The 18,918-nt window shown below is 52.2% G+C and carries 14 protein-coding genes; 8 read left to right on the top strand and 6 right to left on the bottom strand.

The genetic code is table 11. The features are described 5' to 3' along the window. Nucleotides 1–95 precede the first annotated feature (95 nt). From QNH46_RS06610 to QNH46_RS06580, 7 genes are all read left to right on the top strand, one after another. Nucleotides 96–1,421, top strand: coding sequence for an ABC transporter substrate-binding protein (locus tag QNH46_RS06610; RefSeq protein ID WP_283927412.1), 1,326 nt, complete (start codon nucleotides 96–98; stop codon nucleotides 1,419–1,421). Nucleotides 1,422–1,535: 114 nt separating this feature from the next. Next, entirely contained in the window at nucleotides 1,536–2,432 is an 897-nt protein-coding gene (locus QNH46_RS06605) for a carbohydrate ABC transporter permease (protein WP_283927411.1), read from the top strand. Beyond that, the gene (locus QNH46_RS06600) at nucleotides 2,429–3,262 is read left to right on the top strand and encodes a carbohydrate ABC transporter permease (protein WP_283927410.1); all 834 of its coding nucleotides are present in this window, start codon (nucleotides 2,429–2,431) and stop codon (nucleotides 3,260–3,262) included. The genes QNH46_RS06605 and QNH46_RS06600 overlap by 4 nt, the downstream gene beginning before the upstream one ends. A gap of 27 nt (nucleotides 3,263–3,289) precedes the next feature. Beyond that, nucleotides 3,290–5,110, top strand: coding sequence for a cache domain-containing sensor histidine kinase (locus tag QNH46_RS06595; protein ID WP_283927409.1), 1,821 nt, complete (start codon nucleotides 3,290–3,292; stop codon nucleotides 5,108–5,110). After that, nucleotides 5,110–6,615 (top strand): response regulator, encoded by a 1,506-nt coding sequence (locus QNH46_RS06590; RefSeq protein ID WP_283927408.1) that lies wholly within the window; start codon nucleotides 5,110–5,112, stop codon nucleotides 6,613–6,615. The genes QNH46_RS06595 and QNH46_RS06590 overlap by 1 nt, the downstream gene beginning before the upstream one ends. A 576-nt stretch (nucleotides 6,616–7,191) precedes the next feature. Next, nucleotides 7,192–8,199: a helix-turn-helix domain-containing protein gene (locus QNH46_RS06585; RefSeq protein ID WP_283927407.1), complete on the top strand. Its 1,008-nt coding sequence runs from the start codon at nucleotides 7,192–7,194 to the stop codon at nucleotides 8,197–8,199. A gap of 148 nt (nucleotides 8,200–8,347) precedes the next feature. After that, nucleotides 8,348–9,631, top strand: coding sequence for a glycoside hydrolase family 27 protein (locus tag QNH46_RS06580; RefSeq protein ID WP_283927406.1), 1,284 nt, complete (start codon nucleotides 8,348–8,350; stop codon nucleotides 9,629–9,631). Nucleotides 9,632–9,890: 259 nt separating this feature from the next. Here QNH46_RS06580 and QNH46_RS06575 read toward each other — a convergent pair whose 3' ends face one another. Then, nucleotides 9,891–10,712 carry an AraC family transcriptional regulator gene (locus tag QNH46_RS06575; RefSeq protein ID WP_283928364.1) on the bottom strand — a complete coding sequence of 274 codons (822 nt, stop codon included), beginning with the start codon at nucleotides 10,710–10,712 and terminating at the stop codon, nucleotides 9,891–9,893. Between the two features lie 112 nt (nucleotides 10,713–10,824). Here QNH46_RS06575 and lacZ point away from each other — a divergent pair, with 112 nt between their 5' ends. Continuing rightward, nucleotides 10,825–13,935, top strand: a complete 3,111-nt coding sequence (lacZ, locus tag QNH46_RS06570; RefSeq protein WP_283927405.1) for a beta-galactosidase, LacZ type — start codon at nucleotides 10,825–10,827, stop codon at nucleotides 13,933–13,935. A 39-nt stretch (nucleotides 13,936–13,974) separates the two neighbouring features. Here the strand turns inward: lacZ and QNH46_RS06565 are convergent, their stop codons facing one another. From QNH46_RS06565 to QNH46_RS06545, 5 genes are all read right to left on the bottom strand, one after another. Further along, entirely contained in the window at nucleotides 13,975–14,427 is a 453-nt protein-coding gene (locus tag QNH46_RS06565) for a family 43 glycosylhydrolase (protein ID WP_283927404.1), read from the bottom strand. After that, nucleotides 14,424–15,407, bottom strand: a complete 984-nt coding sequence (locus tag QNH46_RS06560; protein WP_283928363.1) for a pectinesterase family protein — start codon at nucleotides 15,405–15,407, stop codon at nucleotides 14,424–14,426. The genes QNH46_RS06565 and QNH46_RS06560 overlap by 4 nt, the downstream gene beginning before the upstream one ends. Nucleotides 15,408–15,441: 34 nt before the next feature. Next, nucleotides 15,442–16,332 (bottom strand): dienelactone hydrolase family protein, encoded by an 891-nt coding sequence (locus QNH46_RS06555; RefSeq protein WP_283927403.1) that lies wholly within the window; start codon nucleotides 16,330–16,332, stop codon nucleotides 15,442–15,444. A gap of 11 nt (nucleotides 16,333–16,343) precedes the next feature. Next, the gene (locus QNH46_RS06550; protein ID WP_283927402.1) at nucleotides 16,344–17,705 is read right to left on the bottom strand and encodes a glycoside hydrolase family 28 protein; all 1,362 of its coding nucleotides are present in this window, start codon (nucleotides 17,703–17,705) and stop codon (nucleotides 16,344–16,346) included. A gap of 102 nt (nucleotides 17,706–17,807) precedes the next feature. Then, nucleotides 17,808–18,905 (bottom strand): glycoside hydrolase family 88/105 protein, encoded by a 1,098-nt coding sequence (locus QNH46_RS06545; RefSeq protein ID WP_283927401.1) that lies wholly within the window; start codon nucleotides 18,903–18,905, stop codon nucleotides 17,808–17,810. Nucleotides 18,906–18,918 lie beyond the last annotated feature (13 nt).

Below are 18,918 nucleotides of genomic sequence, written 5' to 3'. Positions count from 1 at the left end.
CAAATAACAAACCAGTACATTTAAAGTGAAATAACAAAACTATACAATTTAACTGTAAGCGCTATCAAAAAAATGAGAAGAGGGGCGATATGAGGATGAAAAAGAACAGTTTATGGATTGCATTCATGATGATTCTTGCGCTAACTGCAATACTAACAGGCTGTAGCGGCAGCAAAGATACCAGTAGCGGCACGAACGCCGGAATAAACGAAGGAGCGTCGAATGCCTCGGACAGTAACGCAGCCGGCAAAGACACAGCCAATAAACTGAGCGGAAAGGTCACCTTCCTCACCAACCGGACAGACATGATCGGCAAAGAATACGACGACTACGTCAAACGCTTCAACGAGAAATATCCAGACATCACCATTGAATTTGAAGCAAGCCAGACGGACTATAACCAGCAAATCAAAGTCCGCATGGCCAGCGGCGAGCTGCCGGATTTAATGTTCATTCCGGATATTCCCAACTCGGATCTCCCCAAATATTTTGCTCCGCTCGACGACCTGGAGCTAAGTGCGGAGGTTACATTTAAAGATTTCAAGTCTTATGACGGCAAGCTGTACGGGATTACGACGGGGAACTCGACCTCAGGAATCGTGTATAACAAAAAAGCTTTCGCCGATGCCGGAATTACCGAACTCCCCAAGACGTGGGATGAATTCCTTGCCGCATGCGAAAAGTTGAAGCAAAACGGCGTTATTCCGCTCTCCTCCAACTTCAAGGATAAATGGCCGCTGGGGAACTGGGTCTACGATTTGCCGCGGGTTATCGAGAACAATAAGAATTTCCCCAATGAGAGACTCAACATGGAAGCCCCTTTCTCGATGGACAACGGATACGGCAAGGCCATGTCCCTGCTGCGAACGCTCGCGGAGAAAGGTTATCTGGAGAAGGACATCAACTCCACCAACTGGGAGCAATCCAAAAAAGACGTGGCGAACGGCAAAATGGGCATGTACTTCCTGGGGAACTGGGTCATTAACCAAGTCATCGGCGTGGGAGACGAATCGGATAACATCGGTTTCTTCCCGCTGCCCTTCGACAACTCCGGCGAGATCCGGGCCGGCCTGAACCCGGACTTCTTCTACGCCGTCAGCAAGGACAGCAAAAATCTGAAGGCAGCCAAGGCCTTTCTGACCTGGATGCTGGAGGACTCCGGATATGAGGATTTCGCCGGGTTCATCTCGCCGCTGGAAGGCCGCGAATCCAAGCTGACCCAACTCGCAGAGTTCCAGGCTACAGGAGTAGATCTGCAGGAAGGCTTGCCAGATGACCCGAAGGTCATTGAAATTTCCAACAAGGCGCAAATCGATCTTCCGGCCATTGCCCAGGAATTCGTACTGGCGAAAGACCCGCAAGCCGTCCTTGATAAATGGAATAAAGCGTGGGCCAAAGCTAAAAAGGATCTCGGTTATTAATGAATTGCCATTCATGAATCGGCAATCACCTTGAACAGCACGCAAAATGGGTTATCGGTCTGGCGATAATCCATTTTGCTGTCAATTCAGCGGATAGAAAGAAGGGATACGGGAATGTTCGGAACCTTGTCATATAAAACGCAGAAAAACATCATCATCTTCTCTTTTCTACTCATTCCGGTCGGGCTGCTGCTGCTCTTTACCTACTATCCGGCTCTGAAGCTCGTCTGGTTCAGCTTCACTGACTGGGACGGTTATAGCCCGGAGAAGCCTTGGGTAGGGCTGGCCAATTATAAGGAGGTGTTCTCTAATCCGGATATATTCGGAGTATTCACCCATAACTTCGCTTATTTCGTCATGGGCATCGTCCAGAATATTGTAGCGATTTATTTCGCCGTCCTCTTGAACGGCCGGCTGCGGGGAAGAAACGTGTTCCGACTGCTGCTTTTCCTCCCCTACATCATGAACGGCGTCGCGGTCGCCTTCATGTTCGGTTACGTGTTCGATACGACGCAAGGCTCGCTTAATCTGCTGCTGCAGGCAGTCGGCCTGACCAGCCTTGGGGAAACCAGCTGGCTTGGAACGCCAGGCCTGGTTAACTATTCCCTAGCTTCGACGGGGTTATGGCGCTTCATGGGCTACAACATGGTCATTTACATCGCTTCCCTGCAGGCGATCCCGCGCGATATTTACGAGGCTGCCACAATCGACGGCGCCAATGCCTGGCAGACCTTCTGGCGCATCACCCTACCCAACATGAAGCCGGTTATCCAGTTGAACTTGTTCCTTACGGTCACCGGAGCCCTCGAAGTATTCGACCTGCCCTTCGTTCTTACCAAAGGCGGTCCAGCCGGAGCGTCGCAAACCTATGTGCAGCGTGTCGTGGAGACGGCGTTCGCCTATAATCATTACGGCCTGGCCTCGGCCATGAGCATCATCCTGCTGTTTTTTGTCATCGTCGTCGTAGGTCTTCAGCAATTTGTCCTTAGCAGAGGGGGGAACGGGAAATGAGCAGCAAAAAATATAGTGGCCTCGACATCATCAAATACTTGTCCCTGCTGATCGGCGTATTCGTCGTCCTGTTTCCTCCCTATGTCATCATCGTGAACTCCTTCAAGTCCAGCGATGAATTCAATATGGCAAGCACAATGGCGCTGCCTGACAGCTTTCTCAACCTCGACAATTTCAAAATCGTATTCGAGCGGGGCGGGCTGCTGAACGGCTTCGCCAATACGCTGGTCATCATCTGCGTTGCCCTTGTCTTCAATATCATTTTTGGAACCATGGTCGCTTACGTGCTGGGCAGATTTACTTTCAAATTGAAAAAAGCGGTGTTTGGCGCCTACTTATTCGCTACGGTCATTCCGAGCATTACGACCCAGGTCGCCACATTCGGAATCATTAAGCAGCTTGGACTGTATAATACGCTGGGGGCACCCATTGTTCTGTATATTGGAGCCGACGTCATCCAAATTATTCTGTATCTGCAATTCATCCGTAACATTCCGGTCGATCTCGATGAGAATGCCATGGCGGAAGGCGCTTCGCTATTCCGGATTTATCGCTCGATCATTTTTCCGCTGCTGACCCCGGCGACGGCCACGCTCGTCATTCTCAAGTCGATCAGCATTTACAACGACATGTACACGCCTTATCTTTACATGCCAAAGCAGAGCCTTGGCGTCGTGACCACGGTGCTCATGCGCTTCCAGGGCGTGAACATCGCTGACTGGAATCTGATCAGTGCAGCGATATTATTGATTTTGCTGCCGACCGTCGTCTTGTATTTTGTGCTGCAGAAGTACATTTTTGAAGGCGTCACCAGCGGCGCGGTAAAATAAACGGATTTGCAGGAGGGACGGCAGCGTATGTTATCATCCATTTTCTATCTGTGTCGCAAAGCCTGGGTGTTCTTCGCCAACCTGTCCATGCAAAAAAAGCTGGTCATCATCTTCGTGTTCCTCATCTCCCTGCCGATTACGTACGTCAGCTACGCTTCGTACCGGGCGAACTCAAGCTCAATCCTGAGCAACATGACAAGCTCAGCCGGCCAAATGACCGACAATGCCATGGATAAAGTGGATCGCTACATCGCCGACCTGAAGCGGTACACCATCCTTCCGCTCTACAACAAGGACGTCGAGAAGCATCTGGATGAGCGTGAGACGGATTGGGAGAAAAATACGAGCATCAACATGTTTCTGATGTACTTGGCGAATATGAAGGAGGAAATTGCCGGGGTTTATATGACCGATCGCTTCGGTACGATTTTTTATAATAAAAAACCCGGCATCAACGAAATGTATCCGGAGGAAAGATTGGCAGAATGGGGAATCCGGACGCGCGAAGCCGGCGTCTCCCCCGTCCTGCTCGGAACGCATCCGATTCGGGTCAACGGCTCTGAGCAGCGGCAGGTGTTTACCATCATGCGCTCTATTCAATCCGTCAGTACGCTCAAGAACATCGGCATCATCGTGATCGATGTGGACATTCGCTTGTTCGAGGAGATCATCCAGCCACTGAACACAGTAACGCACGGGAACACCCTGATCGTGGATGAGCATGGCACAGTCGTGTACAATGCCGATCCCGCCATGCTGGGCAAAAATTTAAGCAACAGTCCTTTGCTGATGCAGGCCACCGGGCAGCGAGGGCATTTCGAACTGGACATCGAGGGCAAGCCGTACATTGCCGTCTACAGCGCATCTTCCAGCACCGGATGGAAAACGCTGACCTACATCCCGCTCACAGAGCTGCTCGCTCCGATGAAGCAAAGCCGCAACGCCCTTATGATCACGGCTTTGCTCATTGTTTTTTTTGCTCTGGCGGTAGCCATCTTCATCTCCTACGCTCTAACCAAGCCGCTTACCCGTACGGTACGGTTAATGAAACAAGTGCAGCGCGGCAACCTCGACGTTCATGTCGAAGTCAAATACAACGACGAAATCGGCCGGCTTGGCAGTCATTTCAACCGGATGATCGACCGGATCAAGGGACTGCTGCAGGAGGTGTATGAAACCGAGAAGAGCAAACAAAAAGCGGATATGCTGGCGCTCCAAAACCAGATCAATCCGCATTTTATATATAACACGCTGGAATCGATCCGCATGCTGGCCGAACTGAACGACGACGATCGCGTCGCCGAACTCACGTATCTGCTCGGCTTGCAGCTCAGGTACAGCATTACGCGCAGCGACGAGACGGTCACCGTCGAGCAGGAGCTCTGCCATGTCCGCAATTATTTGCAGCTGCTGCAAATCCGGTTTCCGGGCAAATTGGATTTTCATATTGAGGTTCCGCAGCACTTCTATGATCTGCCAATCATCAAGCTGGTTTTTCAGCCGATCGTCGAGAACGCAGTGTTCCACGGGCTGGAGAAGCAGGAGAAGCCAGGGACCATCACAATCACTGCCCGGAACGATGGACTGGACGCCATCTTTGAGATTCGCGACGACGGTGTTGGCATGGATAAGGATACCCTAAATCAGTTGAACCGCAGCTTGACCAATGGCAAAATCGATAAGTTCGGCATCGGCCTGCGCAATGTCAACGAAAGGGTCCGCCTGCATTACGGGGACACCTCGAATCTGACGGTGGACAGCCGGCCTGGGAAAGGCACCATGGTAACCTTAAAAATTGCAGGTCTCCTGGAAGATGAACATCGTATACGCTATGGGGAGGTAATTTGATGCTTCGATTGGTCATTGTCGATGACGAATCCTCGATTCGCGAGGGAGCAGCTAAAATCATCACCAAAGAAAACGAAGCCTTTGTCGTGGCTGGAGTTTTCTCTAACGGGCAGGATGCGCTGGATTTTATCGAGACCACGGATATCGATGTCGTCATTACGGATATTCGCATGCCGCTGGTCGACGGATTAGAGCTGATTAAACGCCTTAAATCGCTTCAACCGGAGATCCGGTGCATCATCATGAGCGGATTCACCGATTTTGAATATGCCCGTCAGGCGCTTCGCTGCTCCGCGGTGGATTACCTGCTCAAGCCGATCAACAAGAAGCAGCTGTTCAAGCTGCTCAATACGCTGCATGAAGAGAAGGAAGCCAGCTTGGGAAAAGAGCAGCGTCTGCGCTCCGGTGTGCTGCTGTCTTATTTCAGCAGCCCCTCTTCCTTCTGCAGCAAGCTGCCTGAGTTACATTTGCCGCAGCCCTATTTTGTTGTATATGTGCTGCGCAGCCGTGATATTGAGGCGCTTCATGAAAGGCTGCTTAGCGCCATTGCAGATGCAGACCTGGGCGATGCGGTGGACATCGTCGAGACTGACGATGGCATGCTGGCGCTTGTCAGTTATTATACCGATGAACCCGATGCAAAGGTGATAAGACAGCTCGCTGGCCAGCTGCAGCCAGTCCTTGCTCACCTCGGCATCATCCAGGCTGGCTCCAGCCGGGGATACAGCCAGGCAAGCCAGTTGAGTGAAGCCTACCGCCAGGCCGTTCGGGCATGTGATTACGGGCTATATGATTATAAAGCCTGGTGCTATTACCATCATGACGATCTGCCGCAGCCAGACCCCGATTTCACCGACTGGTTCATCAGCATAAGAGAAGAGCTTAGCGAACATATGCAGATCTTGAATATTCCGTTAGTCCAAGCAGATCTGGAAAAATTGTTCGGCCAGGCAAAAGAAGCCAAAGCTTCCCGGCAATCGATTCTCTCCTTATGCCGCTTGATTCACAATACGGCCTTAGCGGAACTTCCGGAATGGAAATCGGCAAGCCCTCCTGCCGCCGAAGAACAGTTGAAGGGGCGCATGCTGTCCTGCTTGTCTTTTGCCGAGCTTAAGAGCCTGTTCTTCTCTCATTTTCTCAAGGGGCTCGAAATGATCAGGGCAACCCGCCTGCAAATGGCGGACAAATCCGTTGAAACGGTGAAACGCTGGATTCAAGAGCATTACGACCAGCAAACCGAACTTGGCAGCCTGGCCTCGATGGTCTACCTGACCCCCAGCTATCTCAGCAAGCTGTTCAAGAACGAGACCGGCATGACCATTACCGATTACTTGATCGAAGTGCGCATCAAAAAGGCGAAGCATCTGCTCAAAACAAGCCCCGACATGAAGATTCATGAGATCGGCTGCGGAGTGGGGTACCCTGATCCGGCTTATTTTAACAAATTGTTCAAACGCATCGTTGGCGTGACCCCTAATGAATACAAGAAAATCAATGCCGTTTAAGGGGCATGGCTCGACAATCCAATGGCTCAACCATGCCTCAACAGAAACACCAATGCGGCTCAGCAGAAACCCGTTATGGCCGCCAGGCAGCATTGAAGAGCGCACGCTTTAACGGGCTCCAGATATGCTGTCTGTTAGGTATTACAATGGTTTGGCGCAAATGAGGGAAGAACTCTAGAAGAGGACAATAGGTTCGTTAGTTTGTAAGGACATCGGTGTTTGAAAAGTAACTTAATTGAGGCTGATCTCTTACGGACCCTGGTTCCGCTATTTCACAAAAATGCTGCTTTTTCTAGAACTAACGGACACAGTGAAACTTATTTGGATAAAATCGATGGGTTCCATGGTCATTTTCACTAAATAGCGCCTTCTGTGTCCGTTAGCTCGTTGATTTTGCGAAAAGCGGCAATTAGCGGAACCAGAGTCCGCTCAGTACATTTCTTTCGCAAGAGCCTCCTCCATCTCCATCTCCATCTCCATCGCCAAAATATGCTATCCTATGGATATTTACGAGTGTGATTCATCGAAATTATACGGTTGAGCAATTGAAAGTACCAGTAGGAGGCACGGCAGGTTATGAACTCAGAAGCAGAAACAGCCTGGGGAACCTATGGTTTCAGATTTAACGACGCTCCCCATCTTCCGTTATGCGGCCTGTTTGCGGTAGGACATGAGCTTGTAGATGATCCGCAGTATTATTGGGATGGTCTGACTCGAACAGATGGCCCATTGCTTATATTCCAATACACCGTTCAAGGAGAGGGAGTGTTTGAGACCGGGAATAAAAGTGATGCTAGATGCAGGGATGGCGGGGGACTAGATAGAGATAGAGATAGAGATAGAGATAGAGATAGAGATAGAGATGTTGAAGAAGCTGCTGCAGAGCAAAGCGGCGGAACTATCACGAGAATAGATGCTGGGCGGGCGTTTCTCGCCGAAATTCCCAGCAGCCACCGCTATTATTACCCTAAGACAAACGGGGAACCGTGGGAGTTCTATTTTTTGCTGATACGTCCGCGCACAGCGCTGCCGCTCTGGAAAGAGATTGTTTCCCTCCTCGGCACCACGCCATACCTGAATCCCGACGGTATGCCCATCCAACGGCTCAAGATGCTATTCGCCGAAGCGCATAGCGGCAATATCACGGATCCGTATATCGCCTCCTCGTATGTATACCAGTTTTTAATAGAACTGAGAAGAGCCGCTTCCGATCGCCACCGTGAACAAGAGCATTGGCCGCTGGCCGTCCGCGAAGCCGTTCGGTTCCTTGATACGCATTACAGCTGCATGATCGGCCTCGAGCAGCTGGCCGGGCAGCTGGGCTTATCGAAATTCCATTTCCTGCGGACGTTTACGAAGCATCTCGGCGTTACGCCGAACGACTATGTTAACCGGAAAAGGATTGAACGGTCGATCGAGCTTTTGCAATCTACCGATTGGAGCATCGAGACGATTGCCGGCGAGGTCGGTTATTCGTCAGGAAGCTATTATATCAAAGTGTTCCAGAAATTCACGGGACAGACCCCCGGGTCCTTCCGTTCGGGCAGTCATGCTCTGCAGTATAACCGGCTTTTCTTCGATTAGAGAGTTCTCCAGGAGATGGAGCAGCAATTTTGTGCTATTTGTGTTCCTAAATTGTTGTAGATAGCTATTGTTATAGAACAATATGATTAATTTATGATAGCAATTCTATTTCATCACAAATTTGGAACCTGGACTGGAGGAACTCATTTTGGATCATCATTTATTTGCCCCTACCCCGCCGATGGGGTGGAACAGCTGGGATTGTTATGGAGCCGCTGTCACCGAAGCTGAGGTCCGCGGGAATGCCGATTATATGGCCAAGCACCTGAAGGAGTATGGCTGGGATACGATTGTTGTTGACATCCAATGGTATGAGCCTGATGCCAATTCGTCCATTTATCGTCCGTTCGTGCCGCTGGTCATGGATGAATATGCAAGGCTCATGCCGGCGGAGAACCGCTTCCCTTCGGCCGCGAACGGCCGGGGCTTCCAGCCGCTGGCCGACTATGTCCACCAGCTCGGCCTGAAATTCGGCATCCATATCATGCGCGGTGTACCGCGTCAGGCCGTTCATGCGGGCACCCCGATTAAGAACACAGCCGTTACCGCGCGCGATATCGCCCATCCTAACTCCATTTGTCCCTGGAATACAGATATGTATGGCGTGGATGCCGCCAAGGAAGGCGCTCAGGCCTACTACGATTCTTTGTTCGAGTTATACGCCGAATGGGGCGTTGATTTCGTGAAGGTTGACGACATCGCCGCTTCGCGGCTTTACGATACGCATCTGCCTGAAATCGAGCTGATCCGCCGCGCGATCGACCGTTGCGGACGGCCGATGGTGCTGAGCCTGTCACCTGGACCAGCGCCGGTCGAATATGCGGATTTCCTTTCTCAAAACGCGAATATGTGGAGAATGACGGATGACTTCTGGGATCGCTGGGATCTGCTGCTCGACATGTTCGACCGCTGCGAGCGATGGCAGGGCAAATCAACGGAAGGCTGCTGGCCCGACTGCGACATGCTGCCGCTGGGACATATCGGCATTCGTTCCGTAGATGGCGGCGGGTCCGACCGCTGGACCCGGTTTACCCGCGAGGAGCAGCTAACGATGATGTCGCTGTGGTGCTTGTTCCGGTCTCCGCTTTTCTTTGGCGGAGAGCTGAGAGACAACGACGAATGGACGTTATCGCTGCTTACCAATCGCGATGTGCTGGAGATGCATCAATCCAGCTCAGGCGCCAGATTGCTCAAGAGGGAGGGAAACCGCATCGTCTGGGGAGCCGATGGAGCAAATGACTGTCTATATGTCGCCTGTTTTAATACCGGCGAGAAGCCTCTTAAGTTCAGCCTTCCGCTCCAAGCATTAGGCGCCCCGGCCTCTGTTCAGGCTAAGGAGCTGTGGACGGACGAGACCGCCGTCGTCAAAGACAGCCTCTACGCGAACGTAGCACCTCATGGTGCAGTGCTGTTCCGCCTCGACCCGCTGTAAGACACATCTCCATCGAAGTACTTTCTGAGAAAATAAGCCGCGAAGCTGCCTCTAGTCATCGAAGCTGGGACTAGAGGCAGCTCCATTTTTGGCGTTTGATTGCACTCGCTCCATTCGAGCCTATATTCGCTGCACTTATTTTGCCAATGCCAGGGTTGAACTCCGAGCCTGCGCGGAGCCCACGGTCCTTGCAAATGAACAATCCATGCCAGCTCACAGTCCGTATAGACTAGTAATCAGACTCTTTATCCACACAACCTCACAGTCCGTGCAAACTCATAAATTCCTTGGGGCTCATCCCGGATACCTGCCGAAACACGGAGCAAAAATAACTCGTATTATCAAAACCAACCTGCCGCGCGATTTCATATACCTTCTTGTCCCGTTCGCTGAACATCAGCTGCTTGCTCCGATTCACCCGCTGCTGATTCACGTATTCTATCGGACGAAGCTGCAGCGTGTTCTGAAACAATCGGCACAGATACTGCGGGGAAACAGAGATCACCTCAGCCAAATCCTTCAACTGCAGGGCCTCGTGAAGATTTCTGTCGATATGCTGCAGGACGGGCTTGATCCGTTCCATGTCATGATCCCGGTTCAACGGCAGCTGCAGCGTTCTTTTCAAATCCACCAGCAAAGCATACAGCAGTTTGGAATGCTCCAGAGGAGCGTACGGTTCATTCTCATCCTGAAGCAGCAGCTCCTTCAGCTCATGCAGCCACTTCTCCTCCTTTAGCCTCTTCGGACCGGATTCGCTGATTCCCGCATGAAGCAGCATTTGTCCAGCATCTCTCCCATTGAAGGATACCCAAGCCACCTGCCATTGCCGGCTGATCGGAGCATATTGATGCGTCACGCCGGGATACAGGACGAAGACATCCCCTGGGCCGACAATATAACTCTGCCCTTTAATGATCAACTCCCCTTTGCCGTCCAGAACCTGATGAAGCTGATAATCAGGAAAACCGTCCGGTCTCACGGTCTCCGCCTGATGCTCCCAGTAGCCAATTGTTGTCGCATACAGCGGCAAGAGCAGCGCCTCCTGCGGATTGCAGAAAATCATCTTGCTTTCCACGTACATGCCTCGTTTCATATTGTGATATAAATGAAGAAAATCCTTATATATCAATCCTATTCTCTGGAATCTATAATATGAATATATCAACAATTGATCAAAAAAGGGAGTGGTTATCGTGCGCCAGAAACTCGTCTATCAACCGCCTGCCAATGGATACCCCGAGTGGAACAACAACCCGGAAATATTCCAGATCAACCGCATGGAAGCCCATGCCTCCATGATGCCTTACTCCACGGTAGAGGAGGCGCTGGCCGGAAACAAAACAGCTTCGGCCTACTATATGCCGCTGAACGGCACCTGGAAATTTGCCTTTGCGGAGACCCCAGAGCAGCGGTGCCAGGATTTTTACAAGCTGGACTATGACTCCAGCAGCTGGGCGGAGCTTCCTGTGCCTTCACACTGGCAATTCCATGGCTACGATTATCCGCAATACACGAATGTTCGCTATCCGTGGGCAGAATCGGAGCCAGAGCTCCAGCCGCCTTTTGCGCCGACACGGTATAATCCGGTGGGCTCGTACATCCGAACGTTTACGGTTCCGGAGGCCTGGCAAGGCCAGCCCGTATTCCTTAGTTTCCAAGGGGTCGAGTCGGCCTTCTACGTCTGGGTGAACGGAGAGCTCGTCGGCTATAGCGAGGACACGTTTACTCCCGCCGAGTTCGATATCACCGCCTATCTTGCCGCTGGAGAGAATAAGCTGGCCGTAGAAGTATATCGCTGGTGTGACGCGAGTTGGCTGGAAGATCAGGATTTTTGGCGGCTAAGCGGCATTTTTCGCGATGTCTATCTATATTCAGCTCCGGCGGTGCATGTTTCCGACTTCTTCGTAAGGGCCGAGCTGGATGAACATTATGCGGATGCCCAGCTCCAGCTGGACGCCAAGCTTACGGACTATTTCGAGGCAAAAAGCAAATGCTCGCTGGAAATGCAATTATACGATGCCGAGCAGAAGCCTGTATGGGATGTCCCTTGCATAGCCACCGCTTCTTTTCACGAAGGAAGCGAGCAGCAGCTGGCATTGTCTGCTCCTGTTCGGAATCCGTTCAAGTGGAGCGCCGAAACGCCGCATCTTTATACGCTGGTTCTCTCCGTGAAGGACGATGCCGGACGATTGCTGGAGACTGTCAGCTGCAAAGTCGGCTTCCGTACGTTTGAGCTGAAGGACGGATTAATGAAAATTAACGGCAAGCGGATCGTTTTCAAGGGCGTCAACCGCCATGAATTTTCCTGCGACAAAGGAAGAGCGATCACGAAAGATGAGATGATCCGGGACATTGAACTGATGAAAGCCTACAACATCAATGCCGTCAGAACGTCCCATTATCCAAACCAGTCACTGTGGTACGAACTATGCGACGAATACGGACTGTACGTCATTGACGAAACCAACTTGGAAACGCACGGTTCATGGGAATATGGGCAAAAAGAGCTCAACGACCGCAACGTTCCCGCCAGCAGGCCGGAATGGCGCGCCAACGTGCTGGATCGCTGCAACTCCATGTTCCAGCGGGACAAGAATCATCCGTCGGTCGTGATCTGGTCGCTGGGCAACGAATCGTTCGGCGGCGACAATTTTATCGCCATGCATGATTTCCTGAAGCAAGCTGACCCGACAAGGCTGGTGCATTATGAAGGGATTTTCCATTACCGGGCTTCCGAAGCGGCATCCGATATCGAGTCCACGATGTACATCAAGCCGAAAGAGGTAGAGCAGTACGCGAGAAACAATCCGCAAAAGCCATATATTCTTTGCGAATACAGCCATGCTATGGGGAATTCCTGCGGCGGGCTCCATCTATATACCGAGCTGTTCGACCGCTATGACATTTTACAGGGAGCTTTTATTTGGGATTGGGTCGATCAGGCGATCCGTACAAGAACGCCGGACGACACCGAATATATGGCCTACGGCGGAGATTTCGGGGAATCGCCGCATGACGGAAATTTCTGCGGCAACGGGCTGATCTTCGCCGACCGCACCGTGACGCCGAAGCTGGACGAGGTGAAGAAATGCTATCAGAGCGTCAAGTTCGAAAGCGTGAACCTGCAGCTAGGGCGGATTCGGGTACAGAATCAGTACTTGTTTACGGATCTTCGCGAATATGCGCTGAATTGGGAAGTACAGTTGGATGGCGTGCCAGCGTCGAACGGGACCGTTGAACTCCGTCTCCCGCCGGGAGAAAGTACGGAGATCGTCATACCTTATCTTCCGATAGATTCCCGCGGGCAGGAAGCCATTCTGACCGTCTCCCTTGCAACGCGGCACAAGACGAAATGGGCGGAAGCCGGACATGAGGTGGCATGGGAGCAATTTACGCTCGCGCCTTACTTCAGAAGGGAGTCTTCTGTTCTTGATGACAGCGCAGCATTGACAGTGAGTGAGCTTGATGACGAGCTGTTGGTTTCCGCCAAAAACGTTGTCCTGAGATTTAGCCAGAGCACGGGAGAACTCGTCTCGTATGCCTTATTCGGCAAAGAGCAGCTGGCAGAGCCGGTTCGGCCGAACTTCTGGCGCGCGGTCACGGACAATGATTTAGGGAACAAGCTGCACGAACGCTGCCGGATATGGAGAAATGCGCCGGACAACCGGCAGCTGCACGGATTTTCGTGGAAACGGGAGGACAGCAGCTGCATCATCACGAGCCGTTACATTCTGGACACTGCGCCTCTTACTGCCCTCACCATCGAATACCGCATCCTTTCGGACGGGACGATGGAGGTTTGCGAAGAGCTAGTGCCTGGCAGCGCCCTGCCGGAAATCCCTGAAATCGGCATGATGTTCATTTTACACGGCCAATTGGATACGATTACCTGGTACGGACGCGGCCCGCACGATAACTACTGGGACCGCAAAACCGGGGCACGGGTTGGCCTGTTCAGCGGAACTGTCCATGGCCAGTTCGTGCCATACCTTCGGCCACAGGAGTGCGGCAACAAAACCGATGTCCGCTACGCCTGCCTGACACAAGGAGCGAATGGCCCGGGACTGCGCATCGAAGCTTTCCCGCTGATGGAGGTGTGCGCTCTGCCGTGGACGCCGCAGGAGCTTGAGGCACACGATCATCCGCATAAGCTGCCGCCAAGCCAGCATACGGTGCTGCGAGTCAATTACAAGCAGATGGGTGTTGGGGGCGACGACAGCTGGGGAGCTCCGACGCATGATGAGTTTACCCTCCCGTCGAACCGGACTTATACTTTCAAATTTACGGTAAAAGCCATTTCATAATAAATCAAAAAAGCGTGGACCCATAAGTCCACGCTTCTTCTATTGCTCCGATGCCGAAACAACCTTATCCTGATCAGAACGGGACAGCGCAGAACCGAACCCGCGATTCAAGCAGATCGGTTCCGACCATGGCCCTTCGATCCGGTCCGCGACCATTAAATAGCTGTGACATTCCATCATAGGCCGTTTCGCGGTTCTTGTATCGGTATAAGTCAAATAAAATTGATGGTCATGATAACTCAGCTGCGGTGTCCAGACACCTATATCCGCACTGCTGCTCCAAGCCGTATAATCCGTCAATATATCGGTGTAATGCTCCCACTGGATCAAATCTTTCGACTGATAGATCCGGATGCCTGACAAGCCTTCGATATAAGGTACCGCTGCATAATAAATATCAGCCACGCTAATCATGCTCGTGTTCGCATCGAAATCAGCCAACAGCAGGGACGGAGAGTGATGAATTTGATGAAGCCGTCCACTTGTCGTCATCGTTTCTGCTCCCCTTCCCGCTTCCAAAAATTCGTGCCGGCAAACACCTGCTCCTTCCTCAGCGTCTCCGGCTCTGTCTCAAAGCAGCCTGCCCACGATACCCGCTGCAAGCGCAGCAACCCAGCCTGATCACCGCAGTATTCCTCGTAGCAGACGGTCTTCTCGTTCGCTGAATCGTTCCAGTTATCCCAGCCGCGCGGATGAATATGCTCGCCCAGCACACAATGTACAAATGCGGTTTTGGCAAATTCCCGCCACGGTCTTCCCAGGTATACATCTTTGACGCCCGGAGCAGCGGTCAGAAAACAGCGATCGAACACGTAGCCATACTCCTGTCCTTGCGGCGTGGAGGCAGCCGTGACATAGCCCGGCTGATCCTCGTAATGGCGCAGGCTTCTCATCTCGCAGCCCTCAAAATAAGCCGCCGCTCCGCCAAAAATAAAATCTACAGTCCCCTCGATATAGCAATGCTGATACAGCTGACGGTAGTTCGCATGATGCTCCCTGAGCGGAATGCCGCCGAATTCCGCCCTTTCCCTGGGGGCCGGCGGCAGCGGGCCCGTAAACAGCGTATCCTGATGGCCCTTGAAGGAGCAGTTCCTGAACACGGCCATGTCGCAATGCGCATAGACGGCTACCGCCTGGCCGATTTCCGGTCCTTGGCCGGCCGTATTCGACACCACCATATTTTCAAGGACTAGATCGCTGCCGCCTAGAAACAAGGTCGGTGTCCCGAAGGTTTCGATTCGCTCGCCGTGCTCGTCCAGCTCTTGGGCATATTTTTTACCCGTGATTTCGACATAGCCCAGGCCAATAATTCGCAAATGCGAACGATAGATAAGCACGTTCTCTTCATATATACCCGACATGATATACAGCGTTTGAACCGTGTCCGCACTTCGCTGTCCGGGCAACTCCAGGAAATCAATCGCCGCCTGGATGCTCTGAAAATGACAGAAGGATTGATTTCCTACAATAATATGTTCGAATAATTGCTCTGAATGTCGGGCCATTCTACAAATGCTCCGCCAAAAATTTCTGCCAGGCTACCCGCATTTCCAACGTCTCCATATGTCCGGCACTGGAAACGACCGGCTGCCAACGGTCGGCTTGGCCTGCGGCCTGATAAGCCTCATACAGCCCGTCGGCTAAATACTCGACGCCCTCGATCGGGGTCATCCGGTCGTTGCGCCCGACCATGCTCATGCGGGCCCGCGGCACGATAAGCTTCTGAATATCCAGGGTCTTGAAATGCTTCAGCAGGCCCGGCACGTACGAATAGAACCCATGATGATCCAGGCCCCGCTTGGCAATCAGCGTCTCCGCATCAACTTGCCCGCAGATGTCGATCGCGACCTTGATCCGCTCATCGAGGGCCGCGAGCCACCATGACATCATGGCCCCCATCGACATCCCCATCGTTGCGATGCGAGAAGGATCGATATCCTCACGGTGGCACATGTAATCGACCATGCGCATATTATCGTAAATCATCATGCCCCACATTACCCTGCCCCGCCACAGCATTTCCTTGACGAGCTCGCTCTCCTTCTTGCCCCCGCGCTCGTTGAAGCCCCACATATCGATACAGCAGGCCGCATATCCCATTCCCGTAAGAACCTTCGCAAATGAAGGCTCCTGCAAATAATGGCTGCTCTTGATAAATTCCTTGCGGCCCCGTTCATAATCCCCGCCATGGGAATGGTTGACAACAACGAGCGGGAACGGCCCTTCCCCATGTAAAGGTTTAGCCACATAAGCAGGTACTTGTTCGATTCCATTCAGGTCGAGCACCAAAGATTCCAGGAAGTAGCCGTCGTACTCCTCCTGGGTTAATACCGTCGCCGTTATCGGCCTATTGACGGGCAGGTCTCCCAGCAATCCTCTTAAACGCTCACGTGTCATAACACTTCACCTCATTCAATCATATTATCGTTGGAAGGTGCGACTGTCACTTGCTCGACCAGCTTCTCAGGCTTGGTGGTGTTTCTGGATTCACATTGCGTAATTTCCACATTGTCGCCGTTCTCGATATAGAAGGCCGTGCCCTCATGGTTCTCAATCGTAACCCGGTTAAAACGAATATCTCGTACGTTCCCCAGATAAAAACCGCGGCGCTGCATTTTATCGATGCCTGCCATCATCGCGGGATAACCTGGAACCGCATCCTTCGCCATGGAAATATCAATATCGTTGAATGTGATTTCTGAGATGTATTGCTCAGCGAGTCCATACAGGAAACCGGCTGCGGCATGAACGTTCCGGGCCGTAATATTCGCGAAATGAATGCGGCGGAAGCACGGAGTTTCCTCTGTGACCGGGTAAGGATGTTTATCCCATACATATTTCTCCTTGCCGCGAGGTCCGCAGAAATAATACAGGTTCAGCTTGATTGGACAGATCACATCTTCCATGACAATGTTGCTGATGCGAATATCTTCAACAATTCCACCGCGTCCTCGCCTGGATTTGAGCCGAATGCCCCGATCCGTCTGCTTAAACGTGCAGTTGCTGATCGTGACGTTGCGAATATTTCCGCTCATCTCGCTTCCGAGCACGACGGCGCCATGACCATGAACCATCGTGCAGTTCGTAATCGTGATGTTCTCGCATGGCACGCGCTCCGCCGTATCTTCGGTTCCGGCCTTAATCGCAATGCAATCGTCGCCAACATCGATATTGCAGTTGCTAATGCGCACGTTCGTGCATGACTCCGGGTTAATGCCGTCCGTATTTGGCGAATCCGCCGGATTATAGATCGAGACATTGTCCACGGTGACATCATAGCAGCAAATCGGATTGATGGTCCAGCTTGGGGAATTCCGGATGTTCACATCCTTGATCGTCACCCGCCGGCAGTTATAGAAACCAATTGTCGTTGGCCGCGGATACTCCAGCTCCTCCGGTCTGTTTCGGTGCTTATCCCACCACGGCTGCCCGTTCCCTTCGATTGTCCCGCTTCCGGTAATCGATACGTTTTGCGCATCGAAGCCGTTAATGCAAGGCGCGTGCACCTGCCGCTTTACGCCTTCCCATCGCGATTCCACGGCCGGAAAATCATCCGGATTCGTGCTAAATGACAGCACTGCCCCGGGATTCAAGCGCAATTCTATATTGCTTGTCAGAAAAATAGCTCCGGTCAAAAACGTGCCCGCCGGCACATATACCGTTCCACCTCCGGCTTCGCTGGCCGCGGCAATCGCTTTGGCAATCGCCTCTGTCGCGAGTATCCCGCTATCCCGCTGCGCCCCGTAATCTACAATGTTATATACATGCATCTGCTCTCGCTCCCATTCTTATGCTATCGTCTTAGATACATAAGGACCTGATACCCTGCGTTTCCAGAGAATCAAGTCCTGCTGCAATGAAGATCGTTGCCATTAACCGTTGATGAAGGACTGCATCTCAACACAGGCCATAACCAGGGCGCCTACCCCGTGCAAATCGTTATTTACTTTTGGACGGGTGACGTAATTTTCGTAATCCCCGGCGGAGGTGCCAATGCAAATATCCGGCAAAATCAATCTTCCCTGTTCATCCTGCTGCAGCACGCTGATCAAGCCCTTGTAACCTTTTTGGGCTGCAGCCAGAGCTTTCTCTCCGGATATTCCCAGCTTAACGGCCTTCGCAATCGCATACACGAATAAGCACGAACCCGAAGTTTCAAGCCAGTTATCGGACATATGGCCTTTATCGACAACCTGATACCATAACCCGCTTTCTTCGTCTTGATAGCGAATCAGCGCTTCTACGAAATCACCCAACACAGGAATCAGCTCCGCACGCCCCGGATGGTCTGCCGGCAGCAGATCCATGAACTGGGCCAGGGCAAGACCATACCACCCCAGCGACCGGCTCCAAAACTCAGGCGAGCATCCTGTCTCCGGATCGGCCCACGGCATGCGGCGGCTTTCGTCCCAAGCATGATACAGAAGACCGGTTGCCTCGTCCCTCATATGCTTGCGCATTAATCTCTCTTGATGAAGCACCGTATCACGCAGGCCCGTCTCTCCATAGGCGTTCGCATATTTCAAGGAGAATACGCCGGCCATGTAAAGTCCGTCCAGCCACATTTGGTAAGGATATTTATCCTTGTGCCAGAAGCCGCCCTCCGAGGTCTGGTTGATGGTCAGCAGCAGATTTCTCAGCTTCTCCGCAGCAATCCGGTATTTATCCTGTCCCGTTCTTTCATGCAGATTGAACAGCAGCAGGCCAGCCTGCATCGCATCCAGCTCATCCCGCTGAAAGTACAAATTGCCGTGCTCATCCACCAGATCATCTACGTATTCCTGAATATAATTAACATAACGATCCTCCCGAACCGTTTCCCAGAGCAGCTCCATGCCGCATAGGAATACACCCTGATGATAATGCCAGCGGTGAGCCGGGGGAAGCTCCCCCGCCTTATAGGTGTCCATTAAGGAATCGCATGCTTTTTTGGCCCAATCCAGCGGCGCAGCCGATACATTTACAGTCATTTCTAAGCTCCCT

Origin of the sequence: Paenibacillus woosongensis, assembly GCF_030122845.1 — a bacterium.
In the GTDB taxonomy this organism is placed as follows: Bacteria; Bacillota; Bacilli; order Paenibacillales; family Paenibacillaceae; genus Fontibacillus; species Fontibacillus woosongensis_A.
Note: the sequence above shows the minus strand (reverse complement) of the source record. Positions and strands in the feature narration are given on the sequence as shown.